1 pseudogene is annotated in these 617 nt (G+C 50.7%); it reads left to right on the forward strand.

Features of this window, described 5'->3' with window-relative positions:
- Nucleotides 1-617, forward strand: a pseudogene (locus QVH07_RS17670) (OmpA family protein); the annotation flags it as partial.

The raw sequence follows: 617 nt of genomic DNA on the forward strand, positions 1-617 counted from the left end.
GTACCGTTCAATGATTCGATCGGCTATGCGGTGATGCATCCGTTTGTAGACGAAGAGGCAAAGCGTCTGTACTTCACGACGAATATGGATCCGGCCTGGAGCGATTCGACAAAGAAGGCGAGCAGAGAGCCAAAGTACAAGGATGACTTTGATATCTACTATGCAGAGTACGATGAAAACATGGTTTTCAGTGCCCCGGTAAGGCTAAGCGACCAGGTGAATACAGGAGGAAATGAGACGCACCCGTTCAGAAAGGATGACAAGTTTTACTTCTCGTCAAAACAAATTGATGGAGAGGGCCACCCCACGGTAGGAGGGATGGATGTGTATGAGGCGAGCTATAGCAATGGAACGATCAGCAATGTACAGAACATGGGAATTCCTGTGAACTCGCTGGGAGATGATTTTGCGTACCGTGTGATGGACAACGGCGAGACGTATCTGTCTTCGAACCGGGATGGGGGACAGGGTCTGGATGACATCTACCTGATCGCCGAGCAGTACAAGCAGTTTGTGGCCAGGGTGATTGATTGTGAAGGGGCAGTGGTGACGGACAGCTACCTGGCGACCTTACAGGATAAGACGCAGAACCTCCAGGTACCAACGGACAGAAAAGG

It is taken from the genome of Algoriphagus sediminis, assembly GCF_030403435.1.
Taxonomy (GTDB): domain Bacteria; phylum Bacteroidota; class Bacteroidia; order Cytophagales; family Cyclobacteriaceae; genus Algoriphagus; species Algoriphagus sediminis.